The organism is Chitinophaga sp. CB10 (assembly GCA_001870995.2).
Lineage (GTDB): Bacteria > Bacteroidota > Bacteroidia > Chitinophagales > Chitinophagaceae > Chitinophaga.
Genome location: MLAV02000008.1, coordinates 65950 through 85163 on the forward strand (window position 1 = coordinate 65950; position 19214 = coordinate 85163).

At 49.6% G+C, this 19214-nt stretch carries 11 protein-coding genes; 10 read left to right on the top strand and 1 reads right to left on the bottom strand.

The annotated features are described in order from the left end of the window. Positions 1-36 precede the first annotated feature (36 nt). From BOC67_RS13095 to BOC67_RS13135, 9 genes are all read left to right on the top strand, one after another. Positions 37-759 carry an NUDIX domain-containing protein gene (locus BOC67_RS13095; RefSeq protein ID WP_291910777.1) on the top strand — a complete coding sequence of 241 codons (723 nt, stop codon included), beginning with the start codon at positions 37-39 and terminating at the stop codon, positions 757-759. Positions 760-1574: 815 nt separating this feature from the next. Continuing rightward, positions 1575-4970, top strand: coding sequence for a methylmalonyl-CoA mutase family protein (locus BOC67_RS13100; RefSeq protein WP_291910778.1), 3396 nt, complete (start codon positions 1575-1577; stop codon positions 4968-4970). A gap of 170 nt (positions 4971-5140) precedes the next feature. After that, positions 5141-6571, top strand: a complete 1431-nt coding sequence (locus BOC67_RS13105; protein WP_291910779.1) for a glycoside hydrolase family 125 protein — start codon at positions 5141-5143, stop codon at positions 6569-6571. Between the two features lie 93 nt (positions 6572-6664). Next, on the top strand, positions 6665-8446 hold the full coding sequence (locus tag BOC67_RS13110; protein WP_291910780.1) for a hypothetical protein: 1782 nt from the start codon (positions 6665-6667) through the stop codon (positions 8444-8446). A gap of 66 nt (positions 8447-8512) precedes the next feature. After that, on the top strand, positions 8513-9595 hold the full coding sequence (locus BOC67_RS13115; protein ID WP_291910781.1) for a PA0069 family radical SAM protein: 1083 nt from the start codon (positions 8513-8515) through the stop codon (positions 9593-9595). Between the two features lie 562 nt (positions 9596-10157). Then, on the top strand, positions 10158-10724 hold the full coding sequence (locus tag BOC67_RS13120; protein WP_291910783.1) for a DinB family protein: 567 nt from the start codon (positions 10158-10160) through the stop codon (positions 10722-10724). A gap of 934 nt (positions 10725-11658) precedes the next feature. Beyond that, positions 11659-12738 (top strand): AAA family ATPase, encoded by a 1080-nt coding sequence (locus BOC67_RS13125; protein ID WP_291910784.1) that lies wholly within the window; start codon positions 11659-11661, stop codon positions 12736-12738. Positions 12739-12757: 19 nt separating this feature from the next. Beyond that, positions 12758-14176 carry an RtcB family protein gene (locus BOC67_RS13130; protein ID WP_291910785.1) on the top strand — a complete coding sequence of 473 codons (1419 nt, stop codon included), beginning with the start codon at positions 12758-12760 and terminating at the stop codon, positions 14174-14176. Between the two features lie 282 nt (positions 14177-14458). Continuing rightward, complete coding sequence (locus BOC67_RS13135; RefSeq protein WP_291910787.1) at positions 14459-15676, top strand: sterol desaturase family protein; 1218 nt, start codon at positions 14459-14461, stop codon at positions 15674-15676. Between the two features lie 14 nt (positions 15677-15690). Here the strand turns inward: BOC67_RS13135 and BOC67_RS13140 are convergent, their stop codons facing one another. Continuing rightward, a complete protein-coding gene (locus tag BOC67_RS13140; protein WP_291910788.1) occupies positions 15691-16188 on the bottom strand; it encodes an RNA polymerase sigma factor in 498 nt (165 codons plus the stop codon). 513 nt (positions 16189-16701) lie between these two features. Here BOC67_RS13140 and BOC67_RS13145 point away from each other — a divergent pair. Continuing rightward, on the top strand, positions 16702-19188 hold the full coding sequence (locus tag BOC67_RS13145; protein ID WP_291910789.1) for an SLBB domain-containing protein: 2487 nt from the start codon (positions 16702-16704) through the stop codon (positions 19186-19188). Positions 19189-19214: the final 26 nt, after the last annotated feature.

Consider the following 19214-nt stretch of genomic DNA (forward strand, 5'->3'; position numbering starts at 1 on the left):
AGAAAGCAGCATTTTATTGTAATTCCACGTTAGTCTATGATGTCGTCCATGTCCACCAAGAACATCAATACACACCTCGTTGAAATAAAGGATTATTTCAAGGTCGCCATTTCGGTCGATTGTGTCATCTTTGGCTTTAATAATGATGAATTAAAGGTATTGTTAATCGAGTCAGACCTGAAGGAATATAAGGGCAACTGGTCCCTCCTGGGGGATATCGTGCGGCCGGACGAGGAGCTGGATGCGGCCGCTTACCGCGTGCTGAAAGAGCGTACCGGCCTCGAAAACGTGTACATGGAACAGGTGCAGACGTTTGGCGGCCTCAATCGCCACCCCGCCGGGCGGGTGATCACGGTGGCCTACTATTCCCTGGTAAACATCGAGCATGTGGAACTGAAGATGTATAACAACGAGCTGCACTGGCATAGCGTGAAAGACATCCAGTACATGGCCTTTGACCACAAGCAGATCCTGGACACCTGCCACGAGCGGCTAAAGCAGCAGGTGATGGTACAGCCGGTCGGCTTTAACCTCCTCCCTAAAAAATTCTCCCTCCGCGAACTGCAGAACCTCTACGAAGCTATCCTGGATGTACAGCTGGACAGGCGCAATTTCCGCAAGAAGTTTTTAAGTATGGACCTCCTCATGGACCTCAACGAGGAGGAGGCCGATGTGCCGCACCGGCCGGCGAAGCTCTATAAATTCAATTTCGATAAGTACGATCAGCGTAAAAAACGGTATTTGGGCATTGGCTTTTAAATACCAGAAACTGATATTTTTTTATCACCTGTCAGCCAGTACAGTCGTATCCCGGTTAAAATATAATTTCTTTCAAACCCTTTACAGTAAAGGCTTAGAAGCCTGTTGCATGGATTTGTCATTTTTACAATTTTATTTTCCAAAAAAGGTTCGAAAAAGTTTGTTTTTAACAAAATTTTAATTAAGATTGTGTAAGATATACACATCCTAAGAAATCATCTGTTTGATGATACCATATTTTGCCGAAAGTATAATTGCTTAACGAATCGTTGTAATGACCAGTATGTAGAAATCCTTATTGTTCAGAAAAGTATCTATCTGATTTTTCTTACATCACTAATTAAACAGTAAATAAAGTTTTTCTCTATAGTTGATTTTATAATTCCACGTTATGAAACGAAAAGGCTGCTTCGCATTTTTGCCTGGTGTCTTTTAATTTAATTTCCCTTGTACTTGCCCGTACAAGGGAATTTTTTTGTCTTTTTTTATGGGGGGAGAGATCTGATGCCGCTATGGGCCGGTGTTCCGGCCTCCGCTGCACCGTTGCTCCGCAGGCTGCCGTATTACGATATACTTTCGGAAATGCCCGCCCGTTAATTTCTTTTTTTCGACAAAATTTGGCAGATACCTGTCCTCCTTAATAATCATCTAACCGGGCAGATGGTTCGTTTCAGAAACCCCTGTATTTACCCGTTCCCGTTGAATGCTGATTAATGAAACCTCTCCTCCTCCGGGGTTTGGCAGCACGATTCCGGCCAAAGAATACGTAAATTGCGGATCGCACATACCTGTGCGGGCTAAACAACATCTTACATATGTCGTACACACCAAAAAACAAGGTTCGCATCGTAACGGCGGCCGCCTTATTCGATGGTCATGATGCTGCTATCAATATCATGCGCCGTATCATGCAGGCCAAGGGAGCTGAAGTCATTCACCTGGGACATAACCGCTCTGCGGCGGAAATCGTGGACTGCGCCATCCAGGAAGATGCGCAGGGCATAGCCGTCACCTCCTACCAGGGTGGGCACGTAGAGTTTTTCAAGTACATGTACGACCTGCTGAAAGAAAAAGGTTGCGGACATATAAAAATATTTGGCGGCGGTGGAGGCACCATCCTGCCCGCCGAGCTGGACGAACTGCATGCCTACGGCATCGCCCGGCTGTACTCGCCGGACGATGGCCGCCAGATGGGCCTGGAAGGTATGATCGAGGACCTCATCAGCAAATGCGATGCGCCCATCGAACCACTGCCGGCCGGAGCCGGCGGAGAAGATACCGCCCGCCTGCGCCAGGATAAAAACCCGAAAATCATCGCCAGGGCCATTTCCCTGGCGGAAAGCGATATGCCGGTGGCCATGCTGAACGGCAAAAAATCCCGTACGGCCGTCACCGTTGGTGAAGACGCCGCGGAAATCACCACCACTGCGGACGGTATTCCCGTACTGGGCATCACCGGTACCGGCGGCGCCGGTAAAAGCAGCGTGACGGATGAACTGGTACGCCGCTTCCTCAACCGCTATACGGATAAAACCATCGCCGTCATCTCCGTGGACCCTTCCAAGAAGAAGACCGGCGGCGCCCTCCTCGGGGATCGTATCCGTATGAATTCCATCCACCACCCGCGCGCCTACATGCGCTCCCTGGCCACCCGCGAAAGCGATAAGGCCATCAGCGAACATATCCAGGAAGCAATCGACATCTGCAAAACAGCGGCCTTCGATTTCATTATCCTGGAAACCTCCGGCATCGGGCAAAGCGATACCGCTATTACGGACTATTGCGATGTATCCCTGTACGTGATGACGCCGGAATACGGCGCCGCCTCCCAGCTGGAAAAAATCAACATGCTGGACTACGCGGACGTGATCGCCATCAATAAATTCGATAAAGCCGGCGCCCTCGATGCCCTGCACGATGTGCGCAAGCAATACAAACGTAACCACAACCTCTGGACCGCGAAGGATGAAGACCTGCCGGTAGTAGGTTCCATCGCCTCCCAGTTCAACGACGCCGGTATCAACCTCCTCTTTGAGAAAGTGATGGAAAAAGTGGTGGAGAAATCCGGTGTTTCCTTCGGGGAAATCGAACACGAAAGCGTGAAATCCACCACCACCAAATCCCAGATCATCCCGCCGGCCCGCGTACGCTACCTGGCCGAAATCGCTGAATCCATCGGGGATTATGGCAACTGGGTGGACGGGCAGTGCAAAATTGCCACCCAGCTCTATCAGATCGCCGGGGTGCGCAAACTGCAGCTCGACGATGCCAAACAGGCCACACTGGCCGATATACAGCAACAGCTGGAAAAAGAACTCCACCCGGATTGCAAACAACTGATCGATAACTGGCCGGCTTTGCAGCAACAGTACAGCGCGGACTTTTACGAATTCAAGGTCCGGGATAAAGTGATCAAACTGCCGAACTATACGGAAAGCCTGAGCCACAGCCGTATTCCGAAAGTGAGCCTGCCCAAGTACAGCGACTGGGGCGACATCCTCCGCTGGCAGCTCACGGAAAACGTGCCGGGCGAGTTCCCTTACGCCGCAGGCGTATTCCCGCTGAAGCGGGAAGGAGAGGACCCTACCCGCATGTTTGCCGGCGAAGGCGGCCCGGAAAGAACGAATAAACGCTTCCACTACGTATCGCTGGACCAGCCGGCAAAGCGCCTGTCCACCGCGTTCGACAGCGTGACCCTCTACGGCGAAGATCCGGCAGTGCGCCCGGACATCTACGGTAAAATCGGTAACTCCGGCGTGAGCATCGCCACCGTGGACGATGCCAAAAAACTCTACAGCGGCTTCGACCTCTGCGATCCGAAGACCTCCGTATCCATGACCATCAACGGCCCGGCGCCTATACTGCTTGCCTTCTTCATGAACGCGGCCATCGATCAGCAGTGCGAAAAATACATTAAGGAAAATGGACTGACGGAAAAAGTGCAGGCCATCATCCGCGATAAATTCAAGGACCATCCGCTGCCGCACTACAACGGCGAACTGCCGGCCGGCAACGATGGGCTGGGGCTGGCCCTGCTCGGCATCTCCGGCGAAGAAGTGCTGGACAGGGATGTTTATGAAAAGATCAAGGCGCACGCCCTCAGCACCGTACGCGGTACCGTGCAGGCGGACATCCTGAAGGAAGACCAGGCGCAAAACACCTGCATCTTCTCCACAGAGTTTGCCCTGAAATTAATGGGCGATGTGCAGGAATATTTCATCAATTCCAAAGTCCGTAATTTCTACTCCGTAAGTATTTCCGGCTATCACATCGCGGAAGCCGGCGCCAACCCCATCACCCAGCTGGCGTTTACGCTGGCCAACGGCTTTACTTACGTGGAGTATTATTTGAGTCGCGGTATGCATATCGACGACTTTGCGCCGAACCTCTCCTTCTTCTTCAGCAACGGCATGGATCCTGAGTATGCCGTGATAGGCCGCGTGGCGCGCCGCATCTGGGCGAAGGCCATCAAGTATAAATACAAGGGCAACGACCGTTCGCAGAAGCTGAAATACCATATTCAAACCAGCGGCAGGAGCCTCCACGCGCAGGAGATCGACTTTAACGACATCCGTACCACGCTGCAGGCGCTGTACGCGATATACGACAACTGTAACTCCCTCCACACCAACGCCTACGATGAGGCCATCACCACGCCTACGGAAGAAAGCGTGCGCAGGGCCATGGCTATCCAGCTGATCATCAACCGCGAGCTGGGCACTGCCAAAAACGAGAATCCTATCCAGGGTTCCTTCTTCATCGAAGAACTGACGGAGCTGGTAGAAGAAGCCGTGCTGGCGGAGTTCCACCGTATTACCGAGCGTGGCGGCGTACTGGGCGCTATGGAAAGGATGTACCAACGCAATAAGATCCAGGAAGAGAGTATGTATTACGAATCGCTCAAACATACCGGCGAGTATCCGATCGTGGGCGTGAACACCTTCCTGAATAAAAACGGTTCTCCAACCGTGATCCCTGCGGAGGTGATCCGCAGTACCACGGAGGAAAAGGATTTCCAGATCAATACGCTGACCGCATTTCAGCAGCGCCATGCCTCCAAAGCCGGCGCCGCGCTCAAGCAGCTGAAACAGGTAGCTATTAATAACGGGAACCTCTTTGAGGAACTGATGGAAACTGTGAAACACTGTTCCCTGGGGCAGATCACCCACGCGCTGTATGAAGTGGGGGGACAGTACAGAAGGAATATGTGATGCTTCTCTCCCGATAAAAAACAAAGAGGTCCGTAAAAGCGGGCCTCTTTGTTTTTCCTGCTAATCCTTTTTTAGGAAATTACCAGTTCCCTAAATAATATTCAGGCAAATCGATTTAGCAAATCCCGAAATCTTTCCTATTTTACACTTTCATAAACAACAAATCAGCTATGGTTGCAAGGAGAGATTTTCTTAAAAACGGCGCCCTGCTGGCAGGAGCCGTAAGTTTAGGATTGCCGAAAACAGTGTTTGGATGGGATGGGTACACTTCTCAGCGTCCGCCGATGGCACAGCGTAAGTTCACCAGCGAGGCGGTGGAAAAAACCATTGTGGCAGTAAAAAAACAGATTGCCGACAGTAAACTGGCCTGGATGTTTGAAAACTGCTTCCCCAATACACTGGACACTACTGTGAATTTCAAAGTGGTGGACGGTAAGCCCGATACATTCGTGATCACCGGCGATATCAACGCCATGTGGCTGCGCGATTCGTCCGCCCAGGTATGGCCGTACCTGGCGCTCGTAAAGGATGATCAGAAACTCCAGCAACTGATTGCAGGGGTCATCCACCGGCAGGCTAAATGCATCCTGATTGATCCGTATGCCAATGCCTTCAACGATGGCCCTACGGGCAGCGAATGGGAAAAAGACCTGACTGATATGAAGCCGGAACTGCACGAGCGCAAATGGGAAATCGACTCCCTGTGCTATCCCGTGCGACTGGCCTACCACTACTGGAAAAATTCCAACGATACCAAAGTATTTGACGAGCAATACAAAAAAGCCGCTCACCTGATTGTGAAAACCTTCAGGGAGCAGCAGCGTAAGGAAGGGAAAGGACCTTACAAGTTCCAGCGCGTAACCGCCTGGCAGTCCGATACCGTACCCAATGCAGGGTGGGGCGCCCCAATGCTGCCGGTAGGGCTGATCGTAAGCATCTTCCGCCCGTCCGACGATGCGACGGTATTCCCATTCCTGATCCCTTCCAACATGTTCGCTGTAGTGTCGCTGCGGCAGCTGGCGGAAATCAGCGAGGTAGTGTATAAAGATGCCGCCTTCGCGAAGGAATGCACCACCCTGGCCGATGAGGTGGACCGCGCTATCAAAGCCTATGCAATCGTGGAACATCCGAAGCTGGGTATGATGTATGGCTTTGAAGTGGATGGCTACGGTAATCGTTTATTCATTGACGATACCAACGTGCCGAGCCTGCTCTCCATCCCTTACCTGGGCTATACCACCGCGGATGATCCGCTGTACCAGGCATCCCGCCACTTTGTATGGAGTACTTTCCACCCGTGGTACTACCAGGGTAAGTTCGGGGATGGCGTGGGTAGTCCGCATACCGGGGAAAACTACATCTGGCCTATGAGCATCATCATGAAAGCGCTGACCAGTAACGACAGGGAAGAAATTGCGGCCTGCATCAAAACCCTCCGTAATACGGATGGCAATACCGGTTTCATTCACGAATCCTACCAGAAGGATGATCCGACCAAGTTTACCCGCAAATGGTTTGCCTGGGCAAATACCTTGTTTGGAGAGCTGATCCTGAAGGTAAGCCACGAATATCCGGAGCTGCTGAAAAGGCAATACGCTTAACCTAAATTATCACGATAACTTGCAGGGGAGCAAGGCATCAAAGATTTGGATATCTTTGTGCTTGCTCCTTTTTCTTTCTATAATTCAGTACCCATGACAGTAGCAGCCACCTATCAGCAGCGGATCGACGCTTATAAAGCGGATATCATAAAAGAACAAAAGACTTCCTCCTTACTGGCCTGGCTCCGGTTGGCGGCCTTCCTGGCGGCGGTTTGGGGTATTGTTCAGTTTATCCGTTCGGGTTATAACCTGCCCTGGCTGTTGCTCACCCTGGCGGGTATAGCGGGCTTCCTGGCGTTGCTGAAGCGCTATGCCGCAAGCCAGGATAAGCTGCAATTATTAAAGGTACTATTGGAGCTGAACGAAAAAGAACTCCGGCTGGTAACGATGAATATCGCGGACTTTCCGGATGGTGGCAGCTTCATCGATGACCGGCATGACTTTACGGGAGACCTTGACGTCTTCGGCCTTTCATCTTTCTACCAACATATAAATCGCACCGGCACCTTGTCCGGCAGTAAAAAACTCGCGGACACACTGCAATGCCCGCTGCAGGACGCCCAACAGATCAGGGCCACCCAGAAAGCGCTACAGGTGCTGACCCCTATGGTGGAGTTCCGGCAGCAGCTAACGGCGACGGCTACACTGGCAAAGGAAGAGGCGGCGGATAAAAAGGAGATTAACCTGTGGATGCAGATGCCGCTTGAGTTCCTGGGCTCGCAGCGTGTCAATTTGGCGAGATGGGGGATGCCCGCCCTGTTTGTGGCATCTGTTTTCGTATATGCGTTCACGGGTGTGTACTATTGGATGGCGCTGAGCTTTTGCGTCAACTGGACCATGCTGATTACCTACCAGAAGCGCATCCTGGCGCAACACAACCTGATGGCGCATAAAGAGCGCATCCTCAGCAGGTTTGACAGTATCCTGGAAGGCATCCGGAAGGCCTCTTTTCAAAATGCGGGGCTGTTACAGGAGCAGCACGGCATTGCCAAAGAAGCGGGTACCGCCCTGCGCCAGCTGGCGAAGGTGAGCGCGGCGCTGAATCAGCGTTTGAACCTCCTGGTGGCGGTGATTCTGAATCCTATCCTGATGTATGACCTGCACTGCATGGTGCGGCTGGAAAAATGGAAGCAGGCCCACCGCAACAATATGAACCGCTGGCTGGATGCGATTGCGCAATTTGAGGCCTGGGGCAGCCTGGCTACGTTTGCCTACAACCACCAGGATTTCCACTGGCCGGAGGTGAAGGAAGGGAAGCTGATGGTGAAGGCCAAAGGGCTGGGGCACCCGCTGATCCCTATGGGCGAATGCGTGCAGAACGACGGGGAAATAGGTACCAAAGCGGATTTCCTGATTATTACCGGCTCCAATATGTCCGGCAAAAGTACTTTCCTGCGGAGCGTGGGCAGCAACCTGCTGCTGGCCATGTGCGGCGCCCCGGTATGCGCGCAGCATTTCGAATTTACGCCGATGCACATCATGACCAGCATGCGGATAAAGGACAGCATTGCCAGTCATACTTCCTATTTCCAGGCGGAGTTGTTGCGCCTGCAACATATCATAACGCAGCTGAAGCAGGGCCGGAAGGTGTTTGTGCTGCTGGACGAAATCCTGAAGGGCACCAATTCGGAGGACAAGCTCACCGGCTCCCGCAGCCTGATTGAGCATTTCATCAGTTACCCCTGCCTGGGGATGGTGGCTACGCACGACCTTGAGCTGGGCCACCTGGAGGAAGCCTACCCGGACCGGATCCGCAATTACTGCTTTGAAAGCACCATCCAGGACGATCATCTCTATTTCGACTACCGGATGCGGGAAGGTATTGCCCGCAATAAGAATGCGACCTTCCTGATGAAGCAGATGCAGATCATCTAAAAAATCGCAGATAAAAATATATTGAATGACTAAATATTTTAGTAGCTTTACTAAAATATTTAGTGTATGACATTGCCATTCCAGGAAGGGATGTCTGACAACCAGTATTATAAGGGCCGCGGGGCTCAGTTCAATCCTAAAAACAAGTTTCTTGCAGGGGAGTATGTAAAGGAGCATGTGGAAGGGATTGACGAGTGGTGGCAGGCAGATGTTCCCACGCAGATTTTTGAAGAACATGCCAAGACTTTGGTAAACAAGGTGGATAGCCCGGATGTGGGGATGTGGTATTCCATGAACCCTTACCAGGGCTGCGAGCATGGTTGTATTTATTGTTATGCCCGCAACTCGCACCAGTTCTGGGGCCTGAGCGCCGGGCTGGATTTTGAGCGCAAGATTATTGTAAAGCACAATGCCCCTGAGCTGCTTCGTAAATTCCTGGATAATAAGAACTGGGTACCCAAGCCGATCAGCCTTTCAGGGAATACGGACTGCTACCAGCCGGCGGAGCGTAAAATGTGGCTCACCCGGCAGCTGCTGGAAGTGTGCCTGGAATATAAACAGCCGGTGGGGATTATCACCAAGAACTCCCTCGTGCTGCGGGACCGTTACCTGTTGCAGCAGCTGGCCCAGCAAAACCTCGTTTGCGTATATGTTTCCATTACGACCCTCCAGGAGGACCTGCGGCAGAAAATGGAGCCCCGTACTACCACCGCAGCCCAGCGCCTTAAAATTGTAAAGGAGCTGAGCGAGGTGGGCATCCCCGTGGGGGTGATGACGGCGCCTGTTATTCCCGGCCTGAACGACCACGAGATACCCCGGCTGCTGGAAGCCGCCGCCAATAATGGTGCGAAATTTGCCGGCTACACCGTCGTACGGCTGAATGATGCCGTGAAGCTCATTTTTAACGACTGGCTTTATAAGAATTTCCCTGACCGGGCGGACAAGGTATGGCACCTGATCGAAAGTTTGCATGGCGGAAACGTCAATGACAGTGAATTTGGCCGGAGGATGAGGGGGGATGGGAATGTGGCCGAGATAATAAGGCAGCAGTTCAGGGTGCATACCAAAAAGCACGGGTTGAACCAGGAACGCTTCGAATTCAATACAGAAGCCTTTAAGCGGCCAACGTCCCAGTTGAGTTTATTCTGAGGAACAAAGATGCAACGTAGAATTAATGAACTAATTGTTAACTCTACAAAAAAAGTAGGGAAGAAATGTAGGTGGATAAAAAATAAAAATTATCTTTGTTTTAATTGAACATAACTCGTGCAACTTTTATCAACATACAAGATGATCGCGCCGGCCTGCAAGCAAAAGCAGGTCAAGGGTATGATGCGGGCATGTTGCACCGATTGTTAACGATAGTAAGTTATCAAACGATATAAACAGAGGTCCCGCACTAAAGTTGCGGGACCTTTTGCTTTTAGCGGAGTAGCCAGAAATGACGACATTGAAAAAGATTCAGAAGATAACTAAACATAAACATTGTACCATGCGACAGGCATGTTGCAAGCAGGATGGCTTTGCCTTAAAAAAGCCATACGAACCTCGTATGTAATATTGTAAGCGCCCTTACATTATTTGGCCTGGCTCGTAAATAGCCGGGCTTTTTTTTTTAAGTCGCTGGTAAAATCCGAAACACAATTTTTTATACATGTTATGTGCGGGACCTATAAAGCCGGGAATGTACATAACCCCAAAACGAAACACCATGAGGAACGTAATCCAAGTAGTAAGAGAGGCTTTACTCACCAATTTCAGGGAGTTAGACCAATGGTTTGAAAAAGATCAGGCATTGCTGGACTTTAAACCCGAAGCCGACCAGTGGAGCATCAGGGAAGTGCTGGAACACATCACTTTAACCAACTATTTCCTGTTGCTGATCATCAACAAAGCCACACGCCGTGCGCTGGACCGTAAACGGAACGGCCATACGGTGGTAGTGCCCGCCGATTATGAAGATAAGTTTGCGCAGATCGATGTGATCAGCAGCAAATCCTTTGGATGGGTAAGGCCGGAGCATATGGAACCGGAAGGGTTGAAGAGCCTTGCCGAAATTAAAGCCACGCTGAAACAGCAATACGCGCAGTGCTGGTATAATGTATCCCTGCTCAAAAACGGAGAAGGCGTGCTGGTATTCACCAACATGTCCGTCAACCACCTGGGCAAGCTGGATATCTATCAATACATCTATTTCCTTACCAAGCATATCGAACGCCACATCCGCCAGATGCAGCGGCTGGAAAAACAGTTCGAAGAAGGCGCGGTATTAATATAATTTGTTTAGGTCGACCAATCGGTCATCTATTATTGTTAATTCCCTGGTATGCTGATTGTGAAGCCGGTAGTTTGACTGCCGGCTTTTTTTTCGTTTATACGTAGCCGGTAGTTTGACTACCGGCTTTTTTTTCGTTTATACGTAGCCGGTAGTACTCCTAATGATAAGGCAGGAGGGGCTGGATAAGTTGGTTAATTGACTGTAACGCAAGACAGCGGCTGGTTACATGGAAGCGCACTTCTTAAACAATGTTGCAAAAAAAATCAAAAAATAATTTGTCAAAAATTTGCAATATCAAAACAGATACTATTATCTTTGCATCGTCAAATAATTACTAAATCAATAAACCTTTAAAAAATGAAACGCTTTTATTCACCTATAAACAGCACAGAGCAGGGCAGGGTCCTGATTGGTGGCTGGTTCCGGGCGTTTTATTATTACAGGTAGATAATATATTTGTATCAATAATCAGAGCCCGGGACCGTGAATCCCGGGCTTTTTTTATTGCCTGATTGCTGATGATGAAAGCTGTAATCAAACAAAAACTTTGGAACCATGAATGGTTGGCGGTAGCTGGAAAGCGCTATGGTCAAGCATTTGGCGATAGCTTTGCCCAAAGGCAGGCTAAACGGACAAGGTATGCTTTAACGTAGTATATGCGTTAACGTTAGTAACCCGGTCCGTGTAAAATGGACCGGGTTTTTTATTTATCCGACTTATTGAGGAGGTACATAACACTGTAACGGCGGGGCATTCCTGCCCTGCCTTGCAATGAGTGCCTGCTTTTAAACATATTGTTTTTCGTCTCTGTTTGCATTAACCCATTAACCCCGGGTGGTCAAAGCAATGATAGAAGGCCACCGATGATAAGGATGCATTGCCGGAGCAAAAAAGCTCCGGTAAGTCTTTATCTAACTTAAAAGGATATACGAAAATGAAACATACATATAGGAACCCTGATATCCCCAGCGCTTATCTGACCTCTTCCGGTTTTCTGAACAGAACGGAGGTGTACCTGCATCACTTTAACAGTTTGCCTTGTATGCACACTGTTTACAACGTGGATATAGAAAAGGCGATAAGGATGGTGGAAGAAAGGTTCGCTGCCGATATACTCAACATCTACCGGGATATGGATTATGACGCCCGGAAGAAGCAATATAAGCACGATGAAATCATCTTTGTGCTGAAGCAAAACCGGATGCTTTACCTGGAATCGTCCTTTATAGAGATACTGACCCAGGATGGGGATAGCGGGTTTATAAAGGAAGTGACCGAAAGCGTGGCGCCGCTTAAAGTAAGGGCCAAGCAAGCGCCCCGGGAAATGAACCTGATTTCCACTTACGAAGGCCGCATGGTACTCAAGAGCATGGAGATCAGGCGCACCAAACTGGACCTCTCGCTCTATTACGAAGATGATTTCCAGGCGGTTGACCAGGTTATACAACAGCGCCTGCGCAAGGATAAGGACAAGGGCATCGTGCTGCTGCATGGCATGCCAGGTACTGGCAAGACCACCTACCTCCGCTACCTGATAGGACGGATTAAAAAGAAGATCTTGTTTGTGTCCCCTGATATGGCGGAAAGCATTACCAGTCCTTCTTTCATGAACCTGTTGATTGATAATCCGAACTGCGTGGTGGTGATTGAAGATGCGGAAAATATTATATTGGACAGGAAAGTGACAGGCAGTTCATCCGTATCCAACCTGCTTAACTTATCGGACGGGTTATTGTCGGACTGTCTGAATGTGCAGCTGATCTGCTCTTTCAACAGCGACCTGCGTTCGGTAGACAGCGCGTTGCTTCGCAAAGGCAGGCTGATTGCGCGGTACGAATTTGGTAAGTTATCCGTGGAAAAGGCGCAGCGTTTGTCCGATTCGCTCGGGTTTAACCAGGTCATCCGCAGGCCTATGACGGTAGCGGAGATTACGAATCCGCTGGAAGTTGCAGTAGAGATCAGGCAGCGTGCGATCGGCTTCCGCCGGGAGCCGGCCATTGAATTAATTCATTAAGGAACCTCAATTAAGAAAAATGTCAAAGTTTAAAATCAGCGGCAAATGGTTGCTGGGTATCGGTTACCCGCAGGGGCCCGTTATCAGTGTAGCCATGAACGTTATTAATACAAATTATAAGCATACTACGGAAGAGAAAGTGCGGGAGCTTTTGCTGCAGGTATTGCAGGCGCCGGAAACTTTCCTGGAGCATGAACATTTAGGTAAGATTGCAGCAAAGCTGCACGAAGCGAAGGTGGAAAAGCCTGTTATCATTCCTTTAAAGGAAGAAGCGGCGCCATACACCGTCTACGGGGCATCGTTTATTGACGAAGGCGCGGTGAAGCAAATGAGGGGAGCGGCGCATTTGCCGGTGGCCGTTGCGGGGGCGTTGATGCCGGATGCGCACCAGGGCTATGGGTTGCCGATCGGCGGTGTGCTGGCTACGGAAAATGCGGTGATCCCGTATGGCGTAGGGGTGGACATCGGGTGCAGGATGTGTTTGAGCATTATCGATCTGCCGGAAACGGTATTGACCGGGCAGTATGATAAGTTCAGGAAGGAGCTGGAAAGCAAAACGGTATTTGGGGCCGGAGGCGTGCTGAAGGCAGATAAGGGCGATGCGGTGCTGGACCGTAGCGAGTTTGCGGAAATTCCGCTGTTGAAGCGCCTGAAGGATAAAGCGGTGCAGCAGTTAGGTACTTCCGGTTCCGGGAATCACTTTGTGGAGTGGGGGATTGTGGAGGTGCTGGAGGTGGAAAACGGTTTGAACCTGCCGCCGGGGCGTTATGTGGCGTTGTTATCCCATTCTGGTAGTCGCGGCCTGGGTGCGCAGGTAGCCAACGAGTACACGAAGCTGGCGAAGGAATTATGTCCGCTGCCGCAGCATGTACAGCACCTGGCTTACCTGGACCTGAATTCTGCCGCGGGGCAGGAGTACTGGCTGGCGATGAACCTGGCGGGGGATTATGCTTCGGCCTGTCATCACCTGATTCATAAACGTCTGATTAAATCGGTGGGCGGCAACGTACTGCTGCGGGTGGAAAACCACCACAACTTTGCCTGGAAGGAGCGTTACGAAGGGAAGGAGGTGATTGTGCATAGAAAAGGCGCTACGCCTGCCGGCGAAGGCGTGCTGGGGGTGATCCCGGGTTCTATGACGGCTCCAGGGTTTATTGTCCGCGGCCGCGGTTATGAGCAGGGGTTGAATTCTGCCAGTCATGGCGCGGGCCGTCAGATGTCCAGAAGCCAGGCGTTGAAGAGCATTACCGGTCATGAGCTGCGTACGGTGCTGAAAGAGCATGGCGTAACCCTGATTGGCGGCGGTTTGGATGAGGCGCCAATGGCGTATAAGGATATCAATACGGTGATGGCTGCGCAGCAGGAGCTGGTAGATATCATTGGCCGGTTTACCCCGAAGATTGTACGAATGGCTGATCCCGGCCCGTCGGAAGACTAACGTTTACAGATATATGCAATCATTCTTACCGCCATCGGAGTGGTTGCGCGGCCGGCATGTATGTGCCGGCCAATTTGCGTTTATGCCCCTTTTGTGTTATTAGTCTACTAAAATGGTAGGATAATTGAAAATTATTCTATAATATTGTAACCGTTTACCACCAGCATATTCATAAGGCAATGCCGGCCTGTTAGTTGGCTGGCCGTTGCTACCCTGACAGACGATGCCATTGGCGTCGTGTGAATACCTATGCTATCATTTTTAAACAATAAAATCTACGCAGTGCATTTAAACTATCTGGCTTTTGCGGTGCCTTTGTTCCTGGCATTCATGGGATTGGAGTACCTGGTGGCGAGTAAGCAGGGGAAGACTTATTTCCGTTTTAATGATACGGTACTGAACATCAGTGTAGGGATTGCGGAGCGTTTGGCGGACACCTTTACGGTGGGGTTGTTTTATTTTGTTTACAGGTATTTGTATGAGCATTACGCGGTGTTTAATATCAGGCCGAGCGTGTTGCTGTGGGTAGCGTTGTTGTTGTGTACTGATTTTGTGTGGTATTGGTATCATCGGCTGGCGCACGAGGTGACGTTGTTTTGGTGTGCGCATGTGGTGCATCACCAGAGCGAGGAGTTTAACTATACGGTATCGGCCAGGATCACGGTGTTCCAGGCATTTCTGCGGACGGGTTTCTGGGCGGTGTTGCCGGTGATCGGCTTTCCGCCGGGGATGATCACGAGTATGTTGCTGGTGCATGGGTTGTACCCGTTTTTTATCCATACGCGAACGATCGGGAAGCTGGGGATACTGGAATATATCCTGGTGACGCCGTCGCACCACCGGGTGCATCATGCAAGCAATCCGCAGTACCTGGACCGGAATTACGGGGATGTGTTCATCATTTGGGATAAATTGTTTGGTACGTTTACGAAGGAGGAGGAGGAGCCGGTGTACGGGCTTACCAAGCCATTAAACAGTAACAGCTTTTTGTGGCAGCATTTTCATTTTGTGTTGGAGATGTTATACTCCGTGCGGCACGCGCGTACGTGGAGGGAGCGCTTCCGGATCGTATTCGGCAAGCCGGATAATGTAGATCCTGCTGCCAGGGCGGTGCTGGAAGAGAGGTTCTTAATCGGTAAGGACACGGTAACGGAAACGCCTAAGCTGAATAACTACGTTATCTGGCAGATAGCGGTTACCCTGGTGTTATTATTTTCCTTTTTGTTATTGGAGCATTATGTACCTGTGTTTATACAGGTATGCATCAGTATGTTGATCGTATGTACTTTGATTAACTGTGGCGCTATATTAGAGCAGAAGCGGTGGGTGTTCTATCTGGAATACGCGCGTTTTGTGATACTGGTTTCCTCGGTATATTATTGCTGGCCGCAGCCGGTGGTGTTATTGGGGGCTGTGGTGGTAATGGCAGGCGGATTTTATTTTCATGGCGCCTTACGTCAGCGTTACCTGGATTTGGTTTATGGGGGGATAGAAAATTAGAGAATCGGATTTTCCTAGCGCTGCACCTGTGTTTTCAGGATCTTCCGGGCAAAGTGGATACGGCTTTTGATGGTACCCAGCGGTTCCTGGAGGATGGCGGCAATTTCAAAGTATTTATATCCTTCGAGGTATAACAGGAACGGCTGTTTGAAAATAACGGGCAGTTTATACATTGCCAGGTGTACATCTTTGGTACGCATGGTAGTTTCCGCATTGTTGCCCACTACGCCCCGCTGGTAATTGATAAAGAAATCGCTGATGACAGGTTCTGTGATCATGCGATTTTTTGATTTTTTGCGGTAGTTGTTAATGAAGATATTACGCATGATGGTAAATAACCATGCTTTGATGTTGGTGCCTTCGAGGTACTTGTCCTGGTTGGTCAGCGCTCTGAAGATGGTTTCCTGATAAAGATCTTTTGCCTGCTCATTGTCTTTCGTAAGGGTATAAGCGAAGGGTTTCAGGAAGTCGGCGTTACCGACCAGTAAGGTGTTAAATTCAACAGATGACATAAACGTTTAAGTTTTGTGTTAACTAATTTAAACAAAATTCATCGAATCAGGATGGTTACTCTTATCTATTAACTTAAAAATCAATTAAATCGGGACAGCATTCTCACATTCACAAGACGGAACGGACATCGGGGATGTCCAGAATAAACGACAGGTAGTTTGGTTTCGCACGGATACGCTCTACTTATATAAACGGATAATATGGGAAAACGGTTTGTTATTATCTTCCGTATATGTATATATTTATATATGTTGATTGGAGTTATATTATTTTCTGTTTAAAATTAAGATTTTAGGAGATGTAAGTGATTTTTGGCATTATTCTGCGTATGTAGGGAACATTCCCGACTGATAAGTGTTATAACGGGCATCAAACTGTTTTTTTATCCAGTAACATTTATATGTTATTTTATATAGATTTGCACCTTATTTGGCCGTTTTTTGGCCTAATAAGCCCGATATTTAAGGCCAAAAGAACCAATTCGAGAAAGAACAATAATATATCCTATTATAATGTTAAGAAAGTTATTGCTGATCCAGCTGTTCCTGTTTGTTGTTTATAGTGTGAATGCCCAGGTTCCGTCGTTTTCCAAAGAGCAAATGAGGCAGATGAAGGTGGATAATCTCAGTGACGATCAGGTAAGGCAGATTGTGGCGGAGATGAAGAAGAGTAATTTATCTTTCGAAGATATAGACAGTTATGCGCAGCAGAAAGGCATTCCCGATATTGAAGTCAGCAAGCTCAAAGATAGGATTAGAACCATGGGGCTGGACAAGGAACTGGCCGGCAATCCATCCAAGGCGCAGCAGGCTGCTGCAGCCAAGGCAGAAGAACGAACGGTGGACGATGACGATGGGCCAAGAGACAGCGGAGAACCTAAGCTGACGAAGGAAGAGCAGGAGCGGGAGAAACGGAGAAGACGGATTTTTGGGGCGGAGCTCTTTTCCAACAAGAACCTGACCTTCGAACCGAACCTCCGGATGGCCACACCGCCGAATTACCGGCTGGCTGCGAACGATGAGCTTTTGATTGACGTGTATGGATATTCCGAGGTGCAGCATCGGCTAAAAGTTACCCCGGACGGTTATATCAGAATCCCCAATTTAGGCCCCGTATATGTGAATGGATTAACCATCGAAGAAGCGAAAAACCGGATTACAAAGCAATTAGCCACCATTTATTCGGGAATTAAGTCTGGTAACACCTTCGTACAGATTTCGCTGGGTAACATCCGTAGCATTCGGGTACTGCTCATCGGCGAGGTAGAAAAGCCGGGTTCCTACACGGTCCCATCCCTGGCTACCGTGGCCAATGCCCTTTATGTATCCGGCGGCCCCAATGAAAATGGTAGTTTCCGTAACATACAGGTGATCCGTAATGGTCAGCCTGTGGTAACTTTCGATCTGTATGATTTCCTGGCCAATGGAGATCTGACCAATAACATCGTTTTGCAGGACCAGGACATCGTAAAGATCAATCCGTATAAAACCAGGATTGAACTGGCGGGTGAAGTGAAACGCCCGGCTGTATTCGAAGCAAAGGAGAATGAATCGCTGAAGCAGATGATCGATTTCGCCGGCGGCTATACGGACCGTGCCTATACGGACGTAATCCGCGGCTATCGTGTTAACAATAAAGAAAGAGAGGTGGTAAACATTACCGCTGAGCAGCTGGAAAACTTCCGGGTGAAGTCTGGCGATAAATACATCGTGGATTCTATCCTCAACCGCTTCAGCAACAGGGTTACCATCTCCGGCGCCGTATTCCATCCCGGTAACTACGCCCTGGAAGAAGGCATGACCATCACGGACCTGCTCAAAAGAGCGGACGGCGTCCGGGAAGAGGCTTCCCTCACCCGTGGCCTGATCCGCCGCTTACAGGCAGACTATACGCCGGCTTATATCAACTTCAACGTCCAGGACGCGATTGCAGGAAAAACCAACCTCACCCTGCAGAAGGAGGACAGCGTAATGATCTATTCCAAGCTGGAACTCCGCGAGGAATATGAAGTACGTATAGACGGCGAGGTGAACAAGCCCGGCTATTACCCCTATGGGGACAGCATGCACCTGGAAGACCTGATCCTGCTCGCAGGCGGTTTGAATGATGCGGCTTCCACTCAGCATATCGAAGTATCCCGCAGGATTCGCAACGGCGTGTACAACCCGCAGGATACCGTTAAAGCCATTGTGCAGTATTTTGATATCAATAAGGACCTGAGTTCAAACCCGGACGCCCAGCATTTTGTGCTGCTGCCGTTTGACGAGGTGTCCATTCGCCGGTCACCGGTTTATTCCACCCAGGCGAATGTATCCATTGGCGGAGAGGTAGTATATCCTGGGGATTATACCATCAACACCCGCTCAGAGCGTATTTCTGATCTGATTAAGCGTACGGGAGGTTTAAGGCCGGAGGCGTATGCAGAAGGTGCGGTGATGCTGCGTAAGACGTTTATTAATGAGGGAGATAGTTTGATACTGGCGAATAAGCTGGAGGTGTTTATTAATAAGCTGCAGGACTCTTCCGACATTGCGCGGGTAAAACAGGCGGTGTCACGTCATGAGCAATTGCTGGGTATTAACCTGGATCAGATCATAAAGAATCCGGGTTCGAAGTATGACCTGCTGTTGGAGGAAGGGGATGTGATCCGGGTGCCGAAGAAGTTGCAGACAGTGCAGTTGTTTGGAGAGGTGTATTTTCCGAAGAAGGTGAGGTTTGATCATGGGTATTCGTTTAGGGATTATATTCATGGAGCGGGAGGATTTACTGCCCAGGCGTTAAAGAGAAGAAGTTATATAGTGTATGCGAATGGGGAAGTGAAGAATACGAAGAAGGTGTTGTTTTTTAATAGTTATCCGAGAGTGAAGCCGGGAGCGGAGATTTATGTTCCAACCAGAAAGGAACGGAAAGGATTAACTGGTGGCGAAGCAATTGGAATAGCTAGTGGACTTGCGTCGGTAGCGTTGGTGATTGTTACAATATTGAATACAGTAAAATAATTTATAACCGGAATTTGAATCGATTT